Annotated in this window: 16 protein-coding genes; 12 read left to right on the forward strand and 4 right to left on the reverse strand. The window is 35.6% G+C overall.

Annotation, left to right across the window (positions count from 1 at the left end):
- Positions 1–116 precede the first annotated feature (116 nt).
- The 5 genes from A4G25_RS09455 to A4G25_RS09475 all read left to right on the forward strand — a co-directional run bounded on the left by A4G25_RS09455 (position 117) and on the right by A4G25_RS09475 (position 9,357).
- Positions 117–2,747 (forward strand): MMPL family transporter, encoded by a 2,631-nt coding sequence (locus A4G25_RS09455; protein WP_047132587.1) that lies wholly within the window; start codon positions 117–119, stop codon positions 2,745–2,747.
- 323 nt (positions 2,748–3,070) lie between these two features.
- Positions 3,071–5,239, forward strand: coding sequence for a bifunctional glycosyltransferase/CDP-glycerol:glycerophosphate glycerophosphotransferase (locus A4G25_RS12880; protein WP_075140889.1), 2,169 nt, complete (start codon positions 3,071–3,073; stop codon positions 5,237–5,239).
- A gap of 96 nt (positions 5,240–5,335) precedes the next feature.
- Entirely contained in the window at positions 5,336–5,902 is a 567-nt protein-coding gene (locus tag A4G25_RS09465; RefSeq protein WP_047132586.1) for a DUF488 domain-containing protein, read from the forward strand.
- A 186-nt stretch (positions 5,903–6,088) separates the two neighbouring features.
- Positions 6,089–6,481, forward strand: coding sequence for a (deoxy)nucleoside triphosphate pyrophosphohydrolase (locus A4G25_RS09470; RefSeq protein ID WP_047132585.1), 393 nt, complete (start codon positions 6,089–6,091; stop codon positions 6,479–6,481).
- 5 nt (positions 6,482–6,486) lie between these two features.
- A complete protein-coding gene (locus A4G25_RS09475; protein WP_047132584.1) occupies positions 6,487–9,357 on the forward strand; it encodes a DEAD/DEAH box helicase in 2,871 nt (956 codons plus the stop codon).
- Positions 9,358–9,532: 175 nt separating this feature from the next.
- On the opposite strand, the gene A4G25_RS09480 is transcribed toward A4G25_RS09475, so the two are convergent.
- Together A4G25_RS09480 and A4G25_RS09485 are read right to left on the reverse strand one after the other, a co-directional pair.
- Positions 9,533–10,684, reverse strand: coding sequence for a low temperature requirement protein A (locus A4G25_RS09480; protein ID WP_047132583.1), 1,152 nt, complete (start codon positions 10,682–10,684; stop codon positions 9,533–9,535).
- A 205-nt stretch (positions 10,685–10,889) separates the two neighbouring features.
- Entirely contained in the window at positions 10,890–11,780 is an 891-nt protein-coding gene (locus A4G25_RS09485; protein ID WP_047132582.1) for a fructose bisphosphate aldolase, read from the reverse strand.
- Positions 11,781–11,945: 165 nt separating this feature from the next.
- Here A4G25_RS09485 and A4G25_RS09490 point away from each other — a divergent pair, with 165 nt between their 5' ends.
- Positions 11,946–12,653, forward strand: a complete 708-nt coding sequence (locus A4G25_RS09490; protein WP_047132581.1) for an MOSC domain-containing protein — start codon at positions 11,946–11,948, stop codon at positions 12,651–12,653.
- Between the two features lie 532 nt (positions 12,654–13,185).
- Here A4G25_RS09490 and A4G25_RS09495 read toward each other — a convergent pair.
- A complete protein-coding gene (locus tag A4G25_RS09495; protein WP_330910995.1) occupies positions 13,186–13,398 on the reverse strand; it encodes a zinc ribbon domain-containing protein in 213 nt (70 codons plus the stop codon).
- 44 nt (positions 13,399–13,442) lie between these two features.
- Positions 13,443–14,636 carry a formamidase gene (gene fmdA, locus A4G25_RS09500; protein WP_047132579.1) on the reverse strand — a complete coding sequence of 398 codons (1,194 nt, stop codon included), beginning with the start codon at positions 14,634–14,636 and terminating at the stop codon, positions 13,443–13,445.
- A 190-nt stretch (positions 14,637–14,826) separates the two neighbouring features.
- On the opposite strand from fmdA, the gene A4G25_RS09505 reads away from it, so the two are divergent.
- From A4G25_RS09505 to A4G25_RS09530, 6 genes are all read left to right on the forward strand, one after another.
- Positions 14,827–15,180: a DoxX family protein gene (locus tag A4G25_RS09505; protein ID WP_047132578.1), complete on the forward strand. Its 354-nt coding sequence runs from the start codon at positions 14,827–14,829 to the stop codon at positions 15,178–15,180.
- Between the two features lie 256 nt (positions 15,181–15,436).
- The gene (locus A4G25_RS09510; protein WP_047132577.1) at positions 15,437–16,501 is read left to right on the forward strand and encodes a MupG family TIM beta-alpha barrel fold protein; all 1,065 of its coding nucleotides are present in this window, start codon (positions 15,437–15,439) and stop codon (positions 16,499–16,501) included.
- A complete protein-coding gene (gene murQ, locus A4G25_RS09515) occupies positions 16,491–17,375 on the forward strand; it encodes an N-acetylmuramic acid 6-phosphate etherase (protein ID WP_047132576.1) in 885 nt (294 codons plus the stop codon). Before A4G25_RS09510 ends, murQ begins: the two co-directional genes overlap by 11 nt.
- Before the next feature lie 15 nt (positions 17,376–17,390).
- Positions 17,391–18,863: a PTS transporter subunit EIIC gene (locus A4G25_RS09520; RefSeq protein WP_047132626.1), complete on the forward strand. Its 1,473-nt coding sequence runs from the start codon at positions 17,391–17,393 to the stop codon at positions 18,861–18,863.
- A gap of 3 nt (positions 18,864–18,866) precedes the next feature.
- Positions 18,867–19,733, forward strand: a complete 867-nt coding sequence (locus A4G25_RS09525) for a MurR/RpiR family transcriptional regulator (RefSeq protein ID WP_047132575.1) — start codon at positions 18,867–18,869, stop codon at positions 19,731–19,733.
- A gap of 60 nt (positions 19,734–19,793) precedes the next feature.
- Positions 19,794–20,648: an alpha/beta fold hydrolase gene (locus tag A4G25_RS09530; RefSeq protein ID WP_232011946.1), complete on the forward strand. Its 855-nt coding sequence runs from the start codon at positions 19,794–19,796 to the stop codon at positions 20,646–20,648.
- Positions 20,649–20,661: the final 13 nt, after the last annotated feature.

Below are 20,661 nucleotides of genomic sequence, written 5' to 3' on the forward strand. Positions count from 1 at the left end.
TAAATAGGTTGAAATATATCTGTACAGGTAATAATGAACCATGTAGCATATGTGATACGTAATTAATCTACTATGTAGAATAAACTATACTGTATATCTATAGAGGAGGCAATACTTTGGCAAAATTTCTTTATAAACTCGGTTCATTTATTGCAAAACATAAATGGTGGGCTATTGTTGCGTGGGTCGTTTTATTAGCAGCAGTCTTAACGCCGATTACTATCGATAAGCCCAAATTTGATAATGATATCAAAATGACTGGATTAAAATCGATAGACACGAATAAAAAAATAGAAAAGCATTTTAATGTCGATAGTGAAAAGGCCACGATAACGGTGGTCATGAAATCTCATTCTAAAGATGGGATTGTGAAGAAAGATGTCATGAAAGATGTTCAAAAAACATTAGACGATATTAAAAAAGATGATAAACGTGTAGATAAGATTACTGATCCATACAAAAATAAACAAATCAGTAAAGATAAGACCACTGCTTTTGCAGACATTCAATACGACGTTCAAGCAACATCATTGAGTGATAAAAGCAAGGACAAGGTAAAAGACAACTTAGATGATTTAAAAGACAAACATAATCTGCAAACTGAATTAACAGGAAATGGAATGAGCGGCAGTGTTGAAACTGGCGGTGCTTCTGAAATTATCGGTATCGCAGTCGCATTTATCGTTTTATTAATTACATTCGGTTCATTTGTTGCTGCTGGCTTGCCGATTATCTCAGCTGTTATCGGATTAGCAACAAGTGTCAGCATTATCGGTTTAATGACGAAAATTGTGGATGTCCCAAATGTGACGCTGACACTCGCAGTCATGATTGGTCTTGCAGTCGGTATTGATTATGCGCTCTTTATTTTATTCAGATACCGACAAATTATTAAGGAGGAACGCGACGTACCTAAAGCTGTAGGTCTAGCAATAGGTACAGCAGGCGGCGCAGTTATTTTCGCTGGTATTACAGTGATTATTGCAGTATGTGGACTCGGCCTCATTGGTATCAAGTTCTTAGGTGTCATGGGTTACATGTCAGCAATCAGTGTGTTATTTGCTGTTATCAGTGCACTGACACTCGTTCCAGCGTTAATTAGTATTTTCCATAAAGCAATCAGACCAAAAGTTGAACGTAAATCACGCAAAACAGCAGATACACGTTGGTCTCGCTTTGTAGTAGGCAGTCCATTAGCGGCTGTTTTAGTCGGTGTGATTATTCTAGGTTTAGCTGCAATGCCGATTTCGCAAATGCGCTTAGGTATTCCTGATGACGGTGTTAAACCCGATCATACGACTCAAAAGAAAGCTTATGACATTATGAGTGATAAATTCGGAGAAGGCTTTAATGGTAAAATTCCAATGCTTGTTAATGTCAAAGACAAAAAAGACAACCCTCAAGAAATGCAAAAAGACTTAAAAGATTTAAGTAAAGACATCAACGATATGGATAATGTCGATATGGTTTCACCGCCGCAAATGAGTAAAGATAATGATTATGTTTTGATTACAGTAATTCCAGATAAAGGACCTCAAGCCAAAAGCACAGATGATTTAGTAAAAGACTTGAGAGACTATCATGATGATGCCAAAGATAAATACAGCTTCTTAACTGAAATTTCTGGTCAAAGTGTTATCAACTTAGATATGTCTAAGAAATTAAATGATGCTATTCCTGTCTTTGCGGGTATTATCGTGACACTTGCATTCTTATTATTAATGCTTGTATTCCGTTCCATCATTATTCCGTTAAAAGCAGTAGGCGGATTCTTGCTATCCTTAACAGCAACACTTGGATTTACCACACTCGTAATGCAGGAAGGATTTATGAAACAACTCTTTGGAGTTCATGAAACAGCACCTGTACTGGCTTTCTTACCAGTTATTGTTATTGGTATCTTGTTTGGTCTTGCGATGGACTATGAAGTGTTCTTAATGTCACGTATACATGAAGAATATAGTCGTACGCATGACAACAAACATTCAATTAAAGTAGGTATAAGAGAAAGTGGTCCAGTTATTATTGCAGCAGCACTTATTATGATTAGTGTGTTCATGGCCTTTGCCATTCAAGATGATGTAATGATTAAAACCATGGGTATTGCACTCGCATTTGGTGTATTCTTTGATGCATTCATTGTGAGATTATTGATGATACCCGCACTGACAGCTTTATTCGGCAAAGCTTCATGGTACTTGCCTGCATGGTTGAACCGTATCTTACCGAAAATTGATATTGAAGGACATGCCTTAGAAGATATGATGCCTCGTGAAGACTATATTACAGAACAAGAAGAACGTGCAGCTGAGCGACGTAAATACAGTGTAGTAAATGAAGAAACATCAGAAACACGCAATCTTTATAAAGAATTACGTAATACAACAGATCAACCGAACCGACTTATTTATAATGCATTGCTGCTTTATGCGAAAGATCATGCACCTGATATTTACCGTGAACATACTGAAAAAGAGGGAGCTAGTGAGAAGACTCATTCTCAAGATGCCACTCAATATGGTTTAAAACAACATGACGGCAGCGGCTACAACGAAGTAGGCCATGACGAACAGCATCCTCAAACTACAGATGCTCCAAGTGTGATTCATGGTAATGAAACATTGAGATATAACACACCGAACGCACAACAACGAGAAGATTTATATAATTTGTTAAGTCAGCAAAGCAAAAACATCAGTGAAATGAATGAAATTATTAAACATTTGATAAATAAAAACAACCAATAGAAATTTCTTAGCGATTGTAGAATTCTAAAGATAATAAGCTAGGGCTCAGTCATTTAGGCTGAGCCCTTTATATGTGAAATAAAGATGGTAATCATAGTCAATGATTTTAAAAAATATCCTAATTATTAATAAAGTTTAAATATAATTCCCAACCGCGATATAGCAAGGTTTATTCATAGTTTTCGTGCAAAAAGAATATTCTTTGAAAGGTTTTATGTTTTCAATTTTATGGAAAATAAAATATAATGCTAGATTGTAATCTGTTTCAGATTCGAAACAGCATGATAGTGATATATCTATATACAGATGAGGAGAAACAAACAATGAATGACTTAACAGTTATCGTTACTTATTATAATTCAGAAGAATATATTCGCGAATGTATTGAAAGCTTGAAGCAACAACGAAATCAAGACTTTGATGTTATCGTCGTGAATGATGGTTCTACCGATAACTCAGAGGCAATTTTAAAAGAAACACTCAAAGATTATGATAAATCCATTCAACATATCAATTTACAAACTAATCAAGGTCACGCACACGCTAGAAACGTAGCAATGAAGGAAGTTAAAACACCTTACTTCATGTTTTTAGATGCAGATGACGAGTTAGCAAGTTATGCAATTCATTTTTATCTGAAGAATATCAATGGACTAGATGCATTAATTGCACCAATTAATAATTTCAGCTTGAAACGTCCGCAATATATTGATTCGAATAAAATCAGATTAGAATACATGACAACCAAAACAAATCCCAATTCTTTTTTACGTAAGAATACAGCTTGCAATATCATGTTTAAAACAGCGATTGTACAAGCGCATGATTTACAATTTGATGAGCATTTGAAAACTTATGTCGATAACTCTTTTGTTGTCGAGTACATTCCTTATGTGAATCGTTTTGTACGTATTTTCGGCTTCCCATTTTATTACAGAGGAGAAGTTTATGATCCGTTTGAAACCGAAAAACTGACTGAACAAGATAGAGATGATTTGTTTGAAGATTATGCAGATAGTTATTTGCATACCATACAAAAAACGAAAAATAAGAAAGTTAAACGCTTCTTAACTAATAAAATGGCGAAGAAAATCCGTAATGTTTTTGATCCTGCTCAAAAAGATGTCGCCTTTCATTATTCTCAACACGAGCAAACATTAATTAACCTTGCTCGAAAAATTAAACGACCACTGTTAGAACAAGGCGGAACGTTGTTTAAATTAGAGATGCTGCTCTTAATGTTGAAACAACCTAAAGGAGCATATTCAGTTAATAAATTACGAGAATTTATTCGCCTTGCTAAAAACATTGTTTTGAATAAAAAATCGAAAAATCGTTCGATTTATGAATTAACAGATAGTCCAGAAAATGTGCAGAATGCTACGATTGTTTTCGAAACATTCGGCGGTAAAAATTACAGTGACAGTCCAAAATATATTTATGAATATATGCAGAAAAAATATCCATATTATAACTATGTATGGTCACTCAAAAAGCCGGGCGCTCATGTGGTACCAGGCAATGCAAAAAAGGTACAAAAAGGTTCGAAAGACTATTTCAAAGCTTATTCTGATGCACATTACTGGATTTCTAACGCGCGTACACCGCTTTATTTAAATAAGAAAGCAAACCAAACTTATATTCAAACATGGCATGGTACACCATTAAAACGCTTAGCTAATGATATGAAAGTCGTGCGTATGCCAGGTACTACAACACCTGTATATAAACGAAATTTTAAAGAGGAAACAGAACGTTGGGATTATTTAATTTCACCGAATCGCTATTCTACTGAAATTTTTGAATCAGCATTCTGGATGGACCCGGATCGTATTTTAGAAATTGGTTATCCTCGTAATGATGTTCTTGTAAATCGTCAAAACGATCAAGATTACATTAATGAAATCAGAGAAAACTTAAACATTCCACAGGATAAAAAAGTTATTACGTACGCACCGACATGGCGCGATGATGAGTTTATCAAAAAAGGACAGTACTTATTTAATCTGCAAATTGATTTGGAGAATTTATATCAACAAATTGGCGATGAATATGTAATTTTATTACGTATGCATTATCTTATCGCTAACGCTTTAGATTTAAGCGGATATGAAGATTTTGCGGTTGATGTTTCTAATTATGATGATGTTTCAGAAATCTTCTTGATTTCAGATGCCTTAATTACAGATTATTCATCTGTAATGTTTGATTACGGTATCTTAAAACGTCCGCAATTCTTCTTTGCTTATGATATTGAAAAGTACGATAAAGGATTGCGCGGTTTTTATATGGACTATAAAAAAGATTTACCTGGTCCTATTTTTACAGATCCGCAGCAACTTGCAGAAAGCTTGAAAGATATACCGAAAGTACAAAATGAATATCAAGATAAAATAGATGCGTTTTATGATCGTTTTTGCAGTGTTGATAATGGTAAAGCGTCTCAATATATCGGTGATATGATTCATGAAAATATTGAAAAAAACAAGTAATATTTTAAACAGAATCCATTAAGCGGATTCTGTTTTTTTGCTTTCTTAGGCTTGCTTAACTGTGATAAAGGTTATATTAACTATGAGGTGACAGACATGAAACAAGAAAAGACAATTTATACAATTGGCCATTCTAATCATGATAAAGAGACATTTTTAAAAATGCTGCAGGAATTTGATGTTGAAGTATTAGAAGATATACGCGCTTTTACGAAAAGCCGCAAATACCCGCAGTTCAATGATGAGAATATGAAAGAGTGGTTAGGAGAAGCGGGAATCGAATATCGTCAAGACCACGAACTGGGAGGAAGACGACGTCCAAGCCAAACTGTCGGACGTACATTAAATTCAGGTTGGCAAAACGAATCTTTCCACAATTATGCCGATTATACTTTAACAGATGAATTTAAAGATGGCATCAAGATTTTAGAAAAGATAGCTGAAGAAAAACGTACAGCTTATATGTGTTCAGAACATCACCCAGCACGCTGCCATCGTCTTATTGTAAGTAATTATTTAGTAGCACAGGGTTGGAAAGTATTGCATATTATGCAAAATAATAAAGGTGACATCATTACACAAGAGCATCAATTAGGACAATGGGGTGCGATGCCGATTTTAGAAGATGACGGTGAAGTTGTCTATCCTAAAAATGTAGAGTGAAGTATATATCAACTTAAGCACAAATGTAAATACAGCATATTATAAATTATTAGTGAGACAGGTTATCTATCTGTCTCATTTTTTTGTAAAAAATTCACAAAATCGCTGCAATTATATGGTATTTTCAACCTAAAAATGAGATCCTGCTTATAAGCAATGAATTTTTAAATGAGCGAGGGATATGAGATGAAGAAACTAATTGAAGTGGTAGGCGCAGTGATTTATGACAACAATAAAATATTATGTGCACAACGCAGTGAACAAATGAGTTTACCTTTATTATGGGAATTTCCTGGAGGTAAAATTGAACAAGGTGAATCTGATGTTGATGCTCTAAAACGTGAAATCAGAGAAGAAATGAAATGTGATTTAGAAGTTTTAGACAAGGTTACAACAACGACTTATGAATATGATTTTGCAGTGATTCAACTTACTACATACAAATGCCGATTACAAAAACAAATGCCGACTTTAACAGAACATCAACAAATTCAATGGCTGAATGCAGAAGATTTACATCAATTAGAATGGGCACCCGCAGATATTCCGACAGTCGATAAGATTGTTGAAGAAGGGTAATGTCTATGGAAAATTTAATCGATGATTTAAAACTTTCGTTACATAAAGGATTTATCGATCGTTCTCTTGTTCATCAAGGAAACCATGTTCCAAAACTGTTAATTAATAATGATCAAGAAAATGTATTATCGACTGTTATTGATGAATTGCAAAAATGTCACTCCTTCATGATTTCCGTTGCGTTTATTACAGAAAGCGGGCTAGCGAGTTTAAAAGCACATTTATATGATTTAGCCCAAAAGGGAGTTAAAGGTAAAATTCTGACTTCTAATTACTTGGGATTCAATACACCTAAAATGTATGATGAGCTTCTGAAATTAGAAAATGTTGAAGTACGTTTGACTGAAGTGCCGGGTTTCCATGCTAAAGGTTATATCTTTGAACATGACCAATTTTCATCATTGATTGTAGGCAGTTCGAATTTAACTTCTAACGCACTCAAAGTAAATTATGAACATAACATTCTTTTTTCTACACATCAAAATGGAGACTTAGTGCACCGTGTAAAACATCAATTTAATGAACTGTGGGAACAGAGTACACCTTTAACTCCTGAATGGATTACTGAATATCGTAAAGTTTATGCACCTCAAACTGTAAAAGATATTTTTAAAGAAAGCCGTTTACAAACGGATTTGATTAATCGTGTGGATGATGCGGTTCAAATTCAGCCGAATTTAATGCAAGTAGAAGCATTGAAATCTCTAAAAGAAGTTCGAGCACAAGGCGAGGATAAGGCACTGATTATTTCAGCTACAGGGACAGGAAAGACAATTATGTCTGCATTAGACGTTCGACAAGCAGAACCTAAACGCTTTCTTTTTGTAGTGCATAGTGAAACGATTTTAAATGAAGCAATGAAAGCCTATCAAAAAGTACTGGCAACAGAACCTGCTTCTGCTTTTGGCAAACTTTCAGGTACACATAAAGACATCAATGCCAAGTATTTATTTGCAACAGTTCAGACACTATCTAAAGAAGCGATTTATCATCAATTTGACCCTGAAACGTTTGATTATATTGTTTTTGATGAAGCACATCGTTCAGCTGCTGTTACGTATCAACGCATTTTTCGTTACTTCCAGCCTACATTTATGTTGGGTATGACTGCAACACCAGAACGTACGGACGATTTAAATATCTTTGAACAATTTGATTACAATGTTGCGTATGAAATACGCCTGCAAAAAGCATTGGAAAGCGAAATTTTATGCCCGTTTCATTACTTCGGTGTTTCTGATTATATCCAAGATGGTGTAGCCGTAGATGATAATAGTCAATTACGCTATCTGACTTCTGAAGAACGTGTGAAGTATATTCTGGATAGAACTGACTATTATGGTTATTCAGGCGACGCATTGAAAGGGCTCATATTTGTAAGTCGAAAAAATGAAGCGGTAGAACTTGCTGAAAAACTTACGCATCATGGTGTAGCGACAGTAGCTTTGACTGGTTCAGACTCACAACAACGTCGTAATGAAGTGATTCAACAACTTAAAGATGGGGATATCAATTATATTATTACGGTGGATCTATTTAATGAAGGGATTGATATTCCTGAAATCAATCAAGTGGTGATGTTAAGAGGTACGCAGTCTAGCATTATTTTTGTACAGCAGCTTGGACGCGGTTTGCGTAAAAGCGCTAATAAAGATTATGTAACTGTTATCGATTTTATAGGTAATTATAAAAACAACTATTTGATTCCAATAGCGTTGTCAGGCGACCATTCACATAATAAAGATAATTATCGTAAATTTTTAACAGATAATGCACCTTTAAAGGGTGTGTCGACAATTAATTTTGAAGAAGTCGCGAAGAAGAAAGTATTTGAATCTATACAAAGTGCAACATTGAATGAAATGAAAATGATTGTAGAAGCTTACGAGAATGTTAAAAATAGAATTGGCAGTACCCCAACATTGATGGATTTTATTGAACAAAATTCTATTGATCCGTCAGTCTTATTATCAAAGTTTGCGAATTATGAGGAATTTTTAGAGAAGAAAGTGCATAAGCAAAAACGAATTTCTGAAAATGCTTCTAAAAATTTAACATTTATTTCGAAAGAGCTGGTACAAGGTTTGAAGAGTTCTGATTACATGACAATTGAAGTGTTGGTTGAACAAGATGAGAGTTTTGACAGTTTAGTTCAAAAGCTGCAGGAAAAAGATAGCGGGATAAGCGAAGCGGATGTACTGACAAGCTTAAGAGTCCTAGATCAATCATTTTTCAAAGCAGGCTCGGACAAACAATATGGTCCTCCAGTTATTAATATTCGTCATAATGGAAAACATATAGGCTTAAGTGAGCATTTCAAAAACAACTTGAAGGATGATGTCTTTCGCGCACATTTTGATGATTTAATGCAACTATCGCATTATAAGCATTTGAATGATTTTCATAACAGTAATCGCTTGGTATTATATAATAAGTATTCACGTAAAGATTTTTTAAGAATAATGAATTGGGAAAAAGATGAATCTTCAACTGTATACGGCTATAAACAAAAATATCAAACACTGCCTATCTTTATTACGTATCATAAAAAGGAAGATATTAGTGAAACGACTGCTTATGAAGATGAATTCTTAAATCAAGATGAGTTGAAGTGGTTTACGCGTTCTAATCGTTCCCTAAAATCACCGGAAGTTCAAAATGTAATCAATCATCAAGCATTGAATACACCGATATATATGTTTGTGAAAAAAGAAGATGCAGATGGTAAGAACTTTTATTACCTAGGAAATGCACATTATATGAAAGATAGCGCACAAGATACGAAAATGCCAGAGGGCAAAAATGTAGTAACGATGCATCTTGCTATGGAAACGCCTGTACGTGATGATGTATATCGCTATTTAGTTGAAAAATAATTATTTTATTGCCTGACTCGAGATGGAGTCAGGTTTTTTTGTTGGATATATGAAGTGTATAATATATCATTCAGTTTATCGGAAATAGATAGGTTTGCTAATTTATAAAATAAACCACTAGTCCAGTTATCTTTTTGGAATAGTGGTGCTAATTAACAATATAGGTTTGAAGAGATTAATGGTGATGAGATGCAATATCTGCACGTTTCAATTTGCGTTTGTTTGTGTAATATATTAAGGCAATTGTTGAATTGACAATGGCGGATGTAATTACCAAGACATCATCATAGCTAACAAAAAGCAGACTCAAGATGTAACCAGTAATGATGAGTAGGAAAGGCGCGATTATGAGACGCATGTTTTTATAATAATCATGGAAGTATGAAATGTTTAACCATAAACCTATAAAGAATAATAAAATACTTCCATACATAAGGTTGACTTCAAATAAACGGTTGATTTTATCGCTGCAGCTGAAGACAATTGCCGCATTAACACCGCCTAAAGCAATGTTGATAATGAGATGAGAGTACGATAATTTGAAGCCGACAGTACGATGATGATGGTTAATGTAAAATTCTGTGACAGCCCAATAGGTTAAGAATAATCCGATTAAAATCATAAATTGGAAGATATAAAGATAATCGAATTTATTAATATTGAAGATACCCGCAATTCCTACAAGCAATTCCCCGAATACGATAATAGTTAATAAGGAATAACGTTCAACCAGATGCATCATATTGACAGGTGATTCTACAAGGTACTTTCTAAAAGGAACCCATCCGACCGCTGCGATAAAAAGTCCGATGTTTCCGGGTACAAACCGATAAGGTGGGGGCGTAACTAACCCGATAATTGAAAACACCGCAACTATTAATGCGACAAGACCTGAAGTTATACATGTCATTTTATCGCTTTTGGATTGTGTATGAGGAATGTATAACAAATACTGAAGGCTGATACTTAAGTATAGTAATGACATGTAAGTCATGAACGGCACAAAGGTTTTATTGAAATCTGGGTAAAAACTATTAGATAAGAATACTAAGAGAAAGATGTTTACTATTGTGAACGCGACATCTTTTGGTGAAAGTTCTCCGAAGCGGTTTGTGAATACAGTTTGATGTGTCCATAAAAGCCATAAGAACAAGCTCATTAGAATATAGACAACGAAAGTATTTAGTGAAAGTGTGCCGTTTTTATCTGTATGTAAGAGCACGTGAGCAATTTTTTGTAACGCGTAGACAAATATCAAATCGTAAAAAAGTTCATGAAAATTTGCACGCTTTTCTTGTAAATAACGCGGAATAGGGTTAGACGTCATTTATGTTCAGCTCCTGTAATTAATTTGGCAACTTTTTTCTGTATTTCTAAAAGTCTCTTGTATTTTATTATGTATGACATCGAAAGAAAAGAATTTTTATAAGGAAATGTTACATAGGAGGAAATTTGCGGAGAAAATTTATAGATTTATACAAACAAAAAACGAACTCCCTCATAGAAGGAGTCCGTTTAAATTAAAGCATTGATTAAGCTTTGTTTACTGAAGCATCGAAGATTGTATCGATAGCTTCTTGTAATTTTTCATTAAATTCTGCATCTGATTGTTGTGCATTTAAGTCAGATACTAATGCACGTGAGAAGCTTGCGATTAATCCATCGTTTTGTTTCAAGATTTTGTTTGCTTCGTCACGGCTGTAACCGCCAGATAATGCAACCACACGGATTACTTGTGGATGTTCAATTAATTCGCTGTAAGCATTCACTTTAGTTGGAATAGTCAATTTCAACATTACATATTGATCTTTTTTCAAGTCATCTAATTCAGCTTTGATTGCTTCAGCCAAGTTAGCTTCGATAGCTTCTTTATCTTTAGCATTGATGTTAACTTCAGGTTCAATAATTGGTACTAAACCAGCTGCAATGATTTCTTTAGCAACTTCGAATTGTTGTTTAACAACTTTTTCAATAGCTTCTTTATTATTTTCTAAGATGTTAGAACGCATTTTAGTACCGAAGATACCGCGTTCGTTCGCACGATCTAATAATTTATCTAAGTCTGGAATAGGTTTCATTAATTGAACGCCGTCAGTTTCTTCAGCTAAACCTTTGTCGACTTTCAAGAATGGAACGATACCTTTATCTGCTAAATATGAGCCTGTGTATTTGCCCTCAACTTCACGGTCCATAGTTTGTTCGAATAGAATCGCACCTAAGATTTTTTCTCCGTTAAATGCAGGTGAAGTAATGATACGAGTACGCATATCGTGTACTAGGTTGAACATTTCTTCATCGTTAGAGTATTCACTTTCATCAACGCCGTAATCTTTTAGCGCTTTCGGAGTACTACCACCGCTTTGGTCCAATGCTGCGATAAATCCTTTACCATTTTTAATTTTGTCAAATTGTTCTTGGTTCATTTATTGACACTCCTCTTTCCGCATTTTGCTTTTCTCTTTCAATGTCTAGTATGGAAAAAAATAATCAATTTCGCAAATACTTTACTTGAAAAAAACAAAGAAAACGCTTACCTTTAAGATTTTGTCGAAAAGTCGTTATAATAGCTTTGAGAGAGGGTGAAATAAGTGAGTCAAATCGAGCAATTATTCAGAGGCGGTGTTCAAAAGTTAGGTAATCCGAATGCTGAAAATCGATTAGAACAAGAATGGTCGACAGCTGCATTTAAAAAACCGACAGAGCAAGCAGTCTTTTTAACGAAAACAGGATTAGTCAGTGATGATGTCGGAGATAAAAAGCATCATGGAGGACCAGATAAAGCATTATTCGCTTATAGTAAATCGCACTATGAAAAATGGACAGCTGAATATCCTGAAGTTCAATTTAAACCAGGATTAAATGGGGAAAATGTTTCTGTAATTGATATGGATGAAACCTCTGTATATATCGGAGACATCTATCAAATTGGAGAAGCGACTGTACAAGTTTCGCAACCGCGCAGGCCATGTTGGAAACCAGGAAGACGTGTACGTTGGATTGAATGGGGAAGACGTATTCAAGAAACTGGGAGAACAGGATGGTATTTCCGTGTATTAAAGGAAGGTGCTATTCAACGATATGATGTTTTTCGCTTAATAGAACGTCCGTGTCCAGAATGGTCTATTGCAGAAATGAATGATGTACTCTATCATCATAGTAATAATAAGGAAAAACTCCATGAATTGCTGGAAAGTGATTATACTCCGATTTCATGGAAGGAAGAGATTGGAAAATTAATAGATGGAGAAATCGTTGATCATACAAAACGGTTATATGGTCCTAATATTGCTGAGTAAACAATAAGAAAGACTCACGCTTGCGCGTGAGTCGTTTCCTTTTTCAGAGAGTTCTAGTAACACACTCATGAGATTTTCTGTAAAGAAGGGGTAGGAAATTTACAGATAATCTTCACATGAGTGCAGCTACTAATATTTAACAAAGGGGTGAACTGAACACCTGTTATTTAGTGTGTTTGCTTTCACATCTTCAATATGAAGTGGGTTTTATATTATATTTAATCAGTTATGAAAATAGGTTGAACATCTAATTGCCAAAATGAGGAGGGTAAATCTCATTCAAGCATTTTTAGAAGTATCAAGTCTTTTAACTACTTCTATAAGTTTTACTTGTTCTATAGGGCTGATAAGAATCAAGTAACAAAGAGAATTTTGTTTTTACAGAGCACAGAATATAGTATAGGAGATTCGGCTCTATTAAAGTTGTAATGCAGATATCTAGGGCAGTTTTTATCTGCATAAAACTTTTAGTTACACATGGGTTTAAGTTATGACATGAATGATATAAATCATTAAATTGGTTATACTTTGTTTACACCATCCATGGCCTAGGGTTTTGATTGTTTTTTTGTTGTAAAGGGAGCTTTTCTCTCTTTACAACTTTAGGTTCTTTACCTGACTCAATTTTCTTCTTTAACTTAGAATCGAGTTTGTAGGTTTGGAAAGGGACAAAAACACGATTAGAAGTTGCTTTGCAGTTCGGGCAAACTGCTGAGTCATGATTTTCATTCATTGATTGATTCAACGTAAATTCTCCATGACTGGGACATGCGTATGTGTAATTTGGCATTACTCATCAGGCTCCAAACTTGGAACGATATCATCGTTGAAAATTTCACGTGGAATTGCGATTGTACAACATGCGTTAGGAACATCTACAATACCGGCAACGGTACCTTGAACAGGAGCGGTACCTAATAACATATAAGCTTGTTCTCCGGTAAAGCCACGTGTTTTTAAAAATTCAATAGCATTTAAACAAGCGTTTCGATACGCAGTGTTCGCATCTAAATATTGCTGCTCACCACTGAATTCATCTACTGAAATACCTTCAAATACAATATAGTCTGTATAATTCGGCATCACAGGACCAGGTTTGAAAGTAGGGTTTTGTTTGATTTGATATTTTTCCATGCCGTTTTTTATCACGTTGACACGTAAATCAATCCATCCAGGCATTTCAATGCCTCCACAAAATGTAATTTCGCCATCACCTTGTGAAAAATGTAAATCTCCGACAGACAACTTAGCGCCTTCCACAAAAACAGGGAAATAAATACGTGAACCTTTTGAAAGATTTTTAATATCGCAATTACCGCCGTTTTCTCTAGGAGGAACTGTTCTTGCACCTTCCTTAGCCACGCGATCGAAATCTTTACCTTTTAATGAACCGAGTACTACTGCATCTTCTTCAGGCAAGTTAGCTAAAACCGGTTCACGATTCGGATCAGTAGCAACTAGTGCTTTTTCGCGGCGATTCCATTCATCAAGCATTTCTTGCGAAGGCGCGACACCGATTAATCCAGGGTGGATCAATCCGACAAATTCAACACCAGGTACATGACGGCTCGTCGCATAGATGCCATTGAAATCCCAAATTGATTTTTGAGCATTTGGATAATGATCGACTAAGAAACTTCCGCCGTTTGTTTTATCAAAAATACCATTGAATCCCCATTCGTGTTCAGGGAAAGCGCCGATATCTAAGATATCTACCACTAATAAGTCTCCAGGTTCAACGCCGTTAACATGAACCGGACCGCTTAAAACATGTACACGATTTAAATTTACATATTTGATGTCGCTTGGATCATCATTGTTTCCAACTTGTCCGTCAGTCCAATCCAAGCATTCCATACGAAAAGATTCACCCGGATCTACCGAAAATACGGCTGGAATATCCGGATGCCATCGATTGTGTCCAGGATGTGCTTGTTGATCCATTTTTTTATTCAAATCTACACTAAATAATTTCTTAGGCATTTGCCTACCCCCTTGTCGAAATATCTGTATGACTGAAAAATTTCTGCCGTACTAGAAGTTTTATTCCTCGAAAAGTAACATATTAAACCAAATATTCAGAAATTTGTGTAAATATTTTAAATCTTTGTAAATGATATGCAAATAACAAATAAAGTATAGTGGTAATAATAGGAGAAAGGAGAGATGAATGATGAAAACATTTCTAAGATTTTTAATAGGTGGACTATTCGGCGCAGCTGGTGTACTTCATTTTCTAAGACCAGAAGGCTTTACACGAATCGTACCGAAATATTTACCTCTGCGTAAAACAGCAGTTTATGTCACAGGTATATTCGAAATTATTTTCGGCATACTCTTATTCTGGAAACGTCCATGCAAGTGGACTAAGTGTGCTATCAATGCATTCTTATTAGCTGTTTTTCCAGCCAATATCTACATGGCACGTAAAAAATTACCATTAGGTGATCAAGAAGTTCCGAAGTGGGGGCTTTACGCAAGATTACCACTTCAATTTGTTTTAATGTCGTTAGTTAAAAAATTATAAATGATATTGAAAGCCTGATTCTCTAATATACAGAATCAGGCTTTTATTTAATAAAACGAAGCTACTATTCATAGAAAAAGTGATTGCTTATTTAGAGTAGTATGTGAAATTATATTTCGTAATATGTCATTAACTAAAATTATATTGTAATAAAATTTCAATTATGCAATAATGAAAGCGATTACAATAATAAAAGGCAATATTTTATGGGTAGAGTGTAGCGTAGAAATTATTCTTTAAATCAGGGGTGGCATACATGCAATTAGGCTTTTCAGTTTATTTAGGAGAAGATTTTGATGAAACATATATTGAAGCAATGTTGAATAAAGGATTCCGCTATATTTTTACGTCTTTGCAAATTCCAGAAGATGATCAATCTCAATATTTAGAACGTTTAAGACAGCTCGCAATTTTAAATCAATCACGTGCAAAAGTAATTGCTGATGTGAATGGAGAAACTTTTGAACAACTTGGATTATCATTAGAAAATCCTTCTAGTATTAAGAACGCAGGGATAGATATTATTCGATTAGATGAAGCAATAGATATCAATCAAATTGCAGATTATGTCGAAGACGGTCATCCAATCATGCTTAACGCGAGTACAGATGCATTTTCTATTTTACGTGAATTAAATGATCGAGGTATTTCTCAAGAAAATATTTATGTTGCACATAATTATTATCCAAGACCAAATACAGGTTTGGATACCGCCTTTTTCCAACATATTAATGAACGATTGAAAGGGGCTTATCCAGAATTACAAATCATGGCATTTGTACCAGGAACAAAACTCCGCGGTCCAATTCATCGAGGTTTACCAACGTTAGAAGCACATCGCTATCAGCATCCATTAGCTTCAGCGTATGAGCTGGAACTAATGTTAACAGATGTTGTTTGTGTGGGCGACTCCGGTATTAATGATTTTATGATGAAACAATTTTTCCATTATGCAACTGAAAATACAGTATGGATGCGAACAGACTTAGATACCGAAAGTCCTTATTTACGTAGCTATACAAATAGACCGGATGTTGCACGTGATGTGGTACGTGCACAAGAATCACGTAAAGAATTTAAAAATGAAGTAGAAGCTAGCAATGCTGTGGAACGTCCGCGGGGCGCAATTACATTAGATAACAATTTATATGGCCGTTATATGAATGAACTAGAAATCACAAGACGTGATTTACCGGCAGATGCGGCAGTAAATGTGTTAGGACATGTTGAAGATGCAGATTTAGACTGTATTAAACTCATTCAATCAGGTACACCTTTTAAACTTTTTAATGCAAAAGGAGATGACGAGAATGGACATTAAAAAACTGATGACAGAGCACCGTAATGAAAGGACGATGAACCTAGATGAATTAAGTACAGAAGATTTTGTGACAGTGATGAATGATGAAGATAAATTAGTCCCAGAAGCAATTGCTCATGAAAAGAAAGTAATCGCAAGCGTAATTGATACAGTTATTGAAGCATTTAAAAATGGCGGCCGTCTTTTTTACATCGGCGCAGGTACAAGCGGACGTTTAGGTGTATTGGATGCTGCAGAATGTGTGCCGACTTTTGGAGTATCTCGCGATGAAGTCATCGGGCTGATAGCAGGCGGATCAAAAGCAATGACTGAAGCAATTGAAGGTGCAGAAGATAACTTTAAAATTGCTGAAGTCGATCTTAAAGAGCATATTCTGACTGAAAAAGACGTTGTGATAGGCTTAGCAGCCAGCGGCCGTACTCCCTATGTTATCGGCGGTTTGAAATATGCAAAATCAGTGGGTGCAAAAACAGCTGCTATAGCTTGTGTTAAGGATTCAGAAATTGGTGACATTGCAGATACTGCAATTGAGATTGAAGTAGGGCCAGAAATTCTAACAGGCTCGACTCGCCTTAAATCTGGAACTGCGCAAAAGTTAGTATTAAATATGATTTCTACAGGAGCAATGGTAGGTATTGGAAAAGTTTATGAAAATCTGATGGTTGATGTCAAACCGACAAACAACAAGTTGAGACAGCGTGCTTTAAATATCATTTCAGAAATAGTAGAAGTGCCGATAGAAAAAAGTGAACAGCTTTTTCGTGAAGCACGCGGCAATGTAAAAACGGCGATTGTTATGGGTTTACATGATATTTCATATTCAGAAGCAACAAAAAGATTGAAGAAGGCAGATGGTTTTATTCGAAACACCTAAGGAGCGTGAGACATGATGTCAAAAGAAGAAAGAATTGCCCAGGAAATATTAAAAAACGTGGGCGGAAAAGAAAATTTAGAACGTGTTATTCATTGCATGACCAGAGTACGAATGGATATTATTAATTATTCTAAAGTTAATATCGAAGGACTTAAAGAAATTGATGGTGTTATGGGTGTTGTAGAAGATGAGTCGTTACAAGTGATTGTTGGGCCCGGCACAGTTAATAAAGTTGCGAATGCGATGAGTGAAATGATTGGCGTACCATTAGGAGAACGTATTTCACATCATCATGATTCAAGTAATACAAGTTCACCTAAATCAGATAAAGAACGTGTTGAAGAAGAAGCACAACTCTTTAAAAGTCAAATGAATCAAAAAAAGAAACCGTCGAAATGGCGTAAAGTTTTACGTACTATTGCGAATATATTCGTACCTTTAATTCCAGCATTTGTTGGTGCAGGATTAATCGGCGGTATTAGTGCAGTTCTTTCGAATTTGTTAGTTGCAGGTAGAATCGATGGCGCATTTTGGCAAGAAATGGTCATGGTTTTCGATATTATTAAAAATGGTATTTTTGCATATCTGGCAATTTATGTAGGGATTAATTCAGCTAAAGAGTTCGGTGCAACACCTGGTCTTGGTGGTGTCATTGGCGGTACTACATTACTGACAGGTATGACACCTGATAAACCGCTGCATAATATTTTTAATGGCGATGCACTTGCTGCAGGTCAAGGTGGTGTGATCGGTGTCATTTTTGCAGTATGGATTTTAGCTATGATAGAAAAACGATTGCACAAAGTTATTCCGAATTCTATTGATATTATCGTAACTCCAACGATTACTTTATTAATTATGGGACTTGCTACTATCTTCTTAATTATGCCGATTGCAGGCGTTGTCTCAGAAGGTATTTTAGCAGCTATCAAGTGGGTACTCGATATCGGCGGTCCATTCAGCGGATTTGTGTTAGGTGCGACATTCTTACCACTCGTCATGTTTGGTTTGCATCAAGTGTTAACACCAATTCATATTGAAATGATCAACCAAAATCATGCTACGTTTTTACTGCCCGTGTTAGCTATGGCGGGTGCTGGACAAGTTGGTGCAGCATTTGCATTATGGGTGAAATGTCGTAAGAACAAAAAGATTATTCGTCTCTTAAAAGGTGCTTTACCAGCAGGTATTTTAGGTATTGGTGAACCATTGATTTATGGGGTGACATTACCATTAGGTCGTCCATTTATTACTGCCTGTATCGGCGGTGGTATCGGAGGTGCTGTGATTGGCGGTATTGGTCATATTGGTGCTGTAGCGATAGGACCTAGCGGTGTTTCGTTGATTCCGTTGATTTACGATAATATGTATCTCGGTTATATTGCAGGATTACTTGCAGCTTATGCGGGTGGATTTGTCGCTACATATTTCTTTGGTACAACAAAAGATATGACAGCGCCGCAAGAAGTTGATGAAGCGGATGTGTAAATAATGGAAACAGATCATCTTATCATTCATATTCGAGAGCAAATGAAACATCTTACTAAGAATGAACAGCACATTGCACAATTCATATTAGAGCATCCAGAAAAAGTGCTGGAAATGAGTGCACAAATACTAGGAGATGTCACTAAAACAAGTTCAGCTACAGTAATCCGTTGTGCACATAAACTCGGATTCAAAGGATTTGTCGATTTAAAACTATCATTATCTCGGAATTTACCGCAACATGAAACAAACAATTATAAAGAAATTACTCAAGATGAACCGCCGAGAGAAATCAAACGGAAGTTGCTATCAAGGGCGGCTTATACGTTAGAAACAACTGAATCATTATTAGAAGATCAGGCATTAGAAGCATTGGTTGATAAATTATATGATGTACAAAAAATTGTGGTTTTTGGTGTCGGTGCAAGTCATATTGTTGCTGAAGATATCTATCAAAAATTTACTCGTGCAGGAGTAGAAGTAATTCAAAGTGCTGATGCGCATGTATTAGCGACTGTATTGGCTGGCGACCATAAAAAAGGTAATGTCTTATTTATAGGTATTTCTAATTCAGGTCATAACAAAGAGACATTGCGTTTGGCACAAATTGCACGTTATTATGGTGCAACGGTAGCAGCAATTACAAGTAAAAACGATTCGAAACTAGCAAGAGAAGCGAATATCGTGTTATTGCATGATGCCAGTTCTGAACAAAGTTTGCGACTAGCGGCTACAAGTTCCCTTATTGCTCAATTGATGACGGTTGATATTCTTTTTTATACTTACTTATCTAAAGATTATCAAACGCACGTTGCCCATTTAAGTGAAACTAAAAAAGCAGTAGAAATGTATATTGATTCATCACAATAATTTGCATCGTACAGATTTATTGAGGATAATAAAGAAAATCGACAGAAAGGGGAAAACGGCGTGCAATCACTAGAAACAAACGGCGCAATCATTCGTTACGAACAAATGGGACAAGGCCCTTTGCTGATTATGATACCTGGTGCCAGCGGTGTAAACGACAGTTATATGGATACAGCTGAAAAATTGAAATCGCATTTCACTGTTGTTTTGCCTGACAGAAGAGGATATGGATACAGCGAACTGACACAACCTATGCCAGCATCAATTAACCAAACTCACGACACTTTCAAACTTGAAAAAGATACAGAAGATATACAAGCATTGGCTGAAAATTTAAGTGATAATCCAGTATATATCATGGGGACAGATACTGGGGCGGTTGTTGCTATGCGCTTGTTGGAAAAATTTCCAGAATTAATTGTAGGCGCAGCTGTACATGAACCTCTGAACGCAACTGTTTTCCCCAATAGAACCGAACTAGAAAAAGAAGCTCAAAAAATCTCTCAAGCAGCAGAAATTGAAGGAATACCTGCAGCAATGCGTATCTTTGAACATACTATGAAACCGTCACAACTAGATATGAAAGTCTTAGTAGAAGATACAATCGCACCGTGTGCAGTTTGCGCACCAGACACAATGGATTCTAATAGTGCTGAATCTACAAAAATCTGGATGCAATACGAATTGCGACAATATATGGATTATAAAGTAGATTTAGAACAATTACGTAAGACAAATCATAAGATTGCTTGGTTAAAAGGTAGCGCTTCTAAAGGATCATTAGCTTATCAAGCTGCAGATTTATTTGCGCGAGATATAGGTGGAAAAGCTGCAGAAGTAGCTGGTGGACATTTTGGTTATGTACAAGAACCAGAAGCATTCGCGAAAGATTTAAGCAGCATTTTAAATAAATAATAGTAAATAATGA

The sequence above is a fragment of the Staphylococcus condimenti genome (genome assembly GCF_001618885.1).
GTDB lineage: Bacteria > Bacillota > Bacilli > Staphylococcales > Staphylococcaceae > Staphylococcus > Staphylococcus condimenti.

Excerpts from the sequence above, each read along its gene's own strand:
- A4G25_RS12880 (WP_075140889.1), top strand. The coding sequence starts at position 3,071 with ATGAATGACTTAACAGTTATCGTTACTTATTATAATTCAGAAGAATAT.
- A4G25_RS09465 (WP_047132586.1), top strand. The coding sequence starts at position 5,336 with ATGAAACAAGAAAAGACAATTTATACAATTGGCCATTCTAATCATGAT.
- A4G25_RS09470 (WP_047132585.1), top strand. The coding sequence starts at position 6,089 with ATGAAGAAACTAATTGAAGTGGTAGGCGCAGTGATTTATGACAACAAT.
- A4G25_RS09475 (WP_047132584.1), top strand. The coding sequence starts at position 6,487 with ATGGAAAATTTAATCGATGATTTAAAACTTTCGTTACATAAAGGATTT.
- A4G25_RS09480 (WP_047132583.1), bottom strand. The coding sequence starts at position 10,684 with ATGACGTCTAACCCTATTCCGCGTTATTTACAAGAAAAGCGTGCAAAT.
- A4G25_RS09485 (WP_047132582.1), bottom strand. The coding sequence starts at position 11,780 with ATGAACCAAGAACAATTTGACAAAATTAAAAATGGTAAAGGATTTATC.
- fmdA (WP_047132579.1), bottom strand. The coding sequence starts at position 14,636 with ATGCCTAAGAAATTATTTAGTGTAGATTTGAATAAAAAAATGGATCAA.
- A4G25_RS09505 (WP_047132578.1), top strand. The coding sequence starts at position 14,827 with ATGAAAACATTTCTAAGATTTTTAATAGGTGGACTATTCGGCGCAGCT.
- A4G25_RS09510 (WP_047132577.1), top strand. The coding sequence starts at position 15,437 with ATGCAATTAGGCTTTTCAGTTTATTTAGGAGAAGATTTTGATGAAACA.
- murQ (WP_047132576.1), top strand. The coding sequence starts at position 16,491 with ATGGACATTAAAAAACTGATGACAGAGCACCGTAATGAAAGGACGATG.
- A4G25_RS09520 (WP_047132626.1), top strand. The coding sequence starts at position 17,391 with ATGTCAAAAGAAGAAAGAATTGCCCAGGAAATATTAAAAAACGTGGGC.
- A4G25_RS09525 (WP_047132575.1), top strand. The coding sequence starts at position 18,867 with ATGGAAACAGATCATCTTATCATTCATATTCGAGAGCAAATGAAACAT.